Source organism: Corynebacterium sp. MSK218 (assembly GCF_030232655.1).
Taxonomy (GTDB): Bacteria; Actinomycetota; Actinomycetes; order Mycobacteriales; family Mycobacteriaceae; genus Corynebacterium.
This window is the reverse complement of sequence record NZ_JASPGN010000022.1, coordinates 1-3,655: the sequence shown is the minus strand read 5'-3', so window position 1 is coordinate 3,655 and position 3,655 is coordinate 1. Positions and strand designations below refer to the sequence as shown.

Below are 3,655 nucleotides of genomic sequence, written 5' to 3'. Positions count from 1 at the left end.
ATACCCTCTTTCCACTGGTCAGAGGGTTTTATTTTTGTCTGGGGAATTCTTTGTTGACGTCTGGTTATGACTGTGTTTAAAGCCCGGTGAAATCCAAGGTTGAGTGCCGGGGACGTGGTCGACGAACTGGTAAAACCGGACTGATTCATTGGGGAGGGCAATCAGGTCCTCATGAGTGAACAAATGATCGGCACATCACGTGCGGATGAATCCATGCAAGGCCACTGGCTTTTGGCCAAATTGGGAAAGTGAGTCCTTTGCCTTGGCGGCGCAGACTAACAGATGAATTGCTCGAACTATCCGGAATTCCGAACGTTGATGTAGTTGAACCAGCGCCTAATCTTGGGCGCACGCCGGGTAGGATTCTTGAGCTCACGCCTTCGAGTTATACAGGTGCGGATAGTGATCCGGATGCTGTGGCTGCAGTGCGCCGCGTCTTTGGCCTGCGTGCAAAGCTAATTGAGGCTGACGCCGCTGAAACTGGACTGGCCGATGAGTCGGCTGACCTTGTGATTGGGGAAGCGATGCTCACCATGCAGGATGAGAAGGCTAAGAATGCAATCGTTGCAGAGGCTGCGCGCATCCTACGTCCGGGTGGGCGGTACGCCATTCACGAACTGGGGCTAGTTCCTGAAGAACTAGCAGATGGGGTGAAGGATGAAATCCGCCAAAGCCTTGCGCGCGCAATTAGGGTGAACGCGCGTCCGCTGACCTTGGGCGAATGGACGGCAGTGTTTGAGGCTAATGGCTTTTTAAAGCCGCCAAGGTTGAGACCGCGCCGATGGCTTTGCTGCAGCCGCGTCGAATTCTTTCAGATGAAGGATTCTTAGGTACGCTGTGCTTTGTGAAGACCCTTCGGAATAACTCCGATGCCCGCAAGCGGGTGCTGCAGATGCGAAAAACCTTCAACACGCACGAGAGTGTCTCAACGCCGTGGCAATCGTGGCAACGAAGCCAGAGCGTTAGGAAGCTGGAACGCTATCTAGGCGCGGTTGCGCACTACGGTCAGCAGGATTGCTGAGTCTTCCAAGGAGAGCAGTCCATGACGCTACTGAGGCACCACAGCATGCTCATCGGCGCTCAACTCTAGTGAATCGTCGTCTGCGGTAAGCCGAACTTTTCCGCTCAATACGTGCAAGAGTGCCTCGCCAGGGTTCTCGTGCTTAGACAATTCCTTGCCGTCTTTCAGGACAAGCAAGACCTGTGAAAGGGAACCACCAGGCACTGCGCGGAACACGTGGGTTGCACGCCCGCTTTCTGTCCCAGCCATTTTCGAAATCTCTTCCAAATGTTAAAGGGGATTGAACTGCGCTAAGCGCTGCCAGGTGTAAATGGTTGACCGTCTAGTGTCGAGTCTATACCTTTGGTATACCAATCCTTAAAATAAATAGTCCTACCTATTTAAAGTTAGGCAACCCTACTCAAGTGGTGTATATTTGCCATGGTTAATTGATTCCTATTCCCAGCAAAGGAAATAACAAGTGAAAAAGACGGCATTGATGGCTTTAAGTGCTGCTGCAGCCCTCGTTCTTGCGGCGTGCTCCACCTCGGGGGAAGAAGCCTCGGGGGAAGATGCAGCGGCTGGCGACGGTGAGCAGCTGACTCTGTCCCACCCCAGTATTGAGGGGCTAAACATCGACTTCGAAAACCAGCCAGAAACCATCGTTATGGACTGCTACGCCTATAGCTCTCTGCACGAGTACGGCATCGAGCCGGATGCGTTGTTTGGTTTTGAGTGTGACAACCCAGCGTTGATGGGTGATGCTGACATCGAAGGTATTGAGACCATCGGCCAAGATGCTGAGATCGATCTGGAAAAGCTGGCTGAACTGCGCCCGGATGCCATCATCGGCAACGGTAACGCGAAGGGTTGGTCTTGGTTCGATGAAGACGTCAACGCTCAGTTGCAGCGCGTTGCGCCTTTCGTGCCGCTGCCATCGGAAGGCTCTATTGATCAAAGGATTGCGGATACCCGCGAGATTGCAGAGTTCTTCGGCGCAGACGTAGAAGCTGACAACATCGTGGCGGCAGATGGAGACTTCGCAGCGGCCAAGGAAGCGTTCACCGCAGCAGTAGACGGCAAGGATTACAACTTCCTGCTGACCAGCCCAACCAAGGAAATGCTCTATACCGGCGTGGGCTTCGCGCAGGCGGACATGCTGGAAGAACTTGGCGCAAACATCGCAGGCCCAGACGCACCAGCGGAAGGAAACCCGTGGGGTCGAGTGGCGTGGGAAGATGCTTCGACCTACCCTGCTGATGTCATCTTGGTAGAAAACTATGACCCAGAGGCGCCATTTACTGCGGAGCTGTGGGACAACCTCCCAGCTGTCCAGGCAGACCAGGTATCCACGTGGTCTTCCAAGGGTGCGTTGACCAGCCGTAACTATGCCGATTGGCTGCAGGATCTTGCAGACAAGGTAGAGACCTACGACAAGGTGAGCTAGTCTTTTATGCCAGCAATTTCCACCACCTCCACAGCCCCGAAGGCTGTGGAAAGGCCAGTTGCTCAGGCCAACCGGCTCATTGGTTTCATTATCATTGCGGTCTTATGCGCCGGTGCGCTGGTGTTGAGCATGATGGTGGGCTCACGCAGCATTCCACCGTCGGATATTTTTCATTATCTGATTAACCCGGATCCGGCGGATCCGGTATCGCAGGTGGTCTGGCAGTCTCGCGTTCCACGTACTTTCCTGGTGTTGGTTGCCGGTAGTGCGTTGGGGGTCGCGGGTGGTTTGATGCAGGCTGTGACCAGAAACCCAATGACGGACCCGGGGATTTTGGGCGTTAATGCGGGTGCTTCTCTCATGGTGGTTGTTGGCTTGGCATTTTTTGGGGTTACAGATATCTCCCAGTACATGTGGTGGTCTTTTGCTGGTGCGATTGTGACCTCGGCGGTGGTCTTCGCCATTGGCAACAGTGGTCCATTGCGTGGCAGTCCGGTGCGCATGACCTTGTCCGGTGTGGCATTGGGGGCGGTGCTGGGCGGTTTTACATCCGCGGTGTTGCTGACCAATTCAGAAGTTTTGGAACGCATGCGTGGCTGGTCAGCGGGCACCACAGCATCGCAGCCTCTCGATGCCACCTTGTCCATCACCCCATTTATCTTGGTAGGCTTGCTTATTGCGCTGGCCAGCACTCGCGCATTGGATGTGCTTTCACTGGGTGAAGCGGCATCGGTTGCTATGGGCGCGCACCCGCAAAGAACCAGGCTGGTGGTATTGGTAGCAATTGCACTGCTAGCCGGTGGCGCTACTGCGGCGGCGGGGCCCATCGGATTTATTGGGCTGTTGGCACCACATCTATCCCGCATGATCGTGGGCCCACATCAAGGGTGGATTATGGCCTATTCAATCGTCTTGGCCCCAGCGGTTTTGGGCGTGAGTGATGTTATAGGTCGCGTGATTACTGCTGGGGAAGTGCCCGTGGGAGTAGTAACTGCATTCGTTGGCGCACCGCTGTTGATTTACATGGTGCGTAAGTACCGCATTCCGGAGGTTTAAGCGCGATGGTTCACACAACGAATCCGGATACGAAGCAAGAGCTTGAATTCGGGCGAAAGATTTTCCGCTTCAGGTCTGAAGCGTCCTGGGTTTAGTTCCGCTTCTTTTACGGCCCTGTGTTGATGGGCTGGGTGAGATAGTACTCGGTTTCG

Annotated in this window: 3 protein-coding genes and 1 pseudogene; 3 read left to right on the top strand and 1 reads right to left on the bottom strand. The window is 54.6% G+C overall.

The window, feature by feature from the left end; genetic code table 11:
- The first annotated feature begins 171 nt into the window (after positions 1 to 171).
- Positions 172 to 966: pseudogene (locus QP922_RS12600) on the top strand (class I SAM-dependent methyltransferase).
- Between the two features lie 82 nt (positions 967 to 1,048).
- On the opposite strand, the gene QP922_RS12595 reads toward QP922_RS12600, so the two are convergent.
- Positions 1,049 to 1,270: a cupin domain-containing protein gene (locus QP922_RS12595; protein ID WP_284809873.1), complete on the bottom strand. Its 222-nt coding sequence runs from the start codon at positions 1,268 to 1,270 to the stop codon at positions 1,049 to 1,051.
- A gap of 211 nt (positions 1,271 to 1,481) precedes the next feature.
- On the opposite strand from QP922_RS12595, the gene QP922_RS12590 reads away from it, so the two are divergent.
- Positions 1,482 to 2,447 (top strand): ABC transporter substrate-binding protein, encoded by a 966-nt coding sequence (locus QP922_RS12590; RefSeq protein WP_071407090.1) that lies wholly within the window; start codon positions 1,482 to 1,484, stop codon positions 2,445 to 2,447.
- Positions 2,448 to 2,453: 6 nt separating this feature from the next.
- Entirely contained in the window at positions 2,454 to 3,503 is a 1,050-nt protein-coding gene (locus QP922_RS12585) for a FecCD family ABC transporter permease (RefSeq protein WP_284809870.1), read from the top strand.
- The last annotated feature ends 152 nt before the right edge of the window (positions 3,504 to 3,655 follow it).

What these genes read in the sequence shown, in the direction of transcription:
- QP922_RS12595 (WP_284809873.1), bottom strand. Translation starts at nt 1,270, where the DNA reads ATGGCTGGGACAGAAAGCGGGCGTGCAACCCACGTGTTCCGCGCAGTG.
- QP922_RS12585 (WP_284809870.1), top strand. Translation starts at nt 2,454, where the DNA reads ATGCCAGCAATTTCCACCACCTCCACAGCCCCGAAGGCTGTGGAAAGG.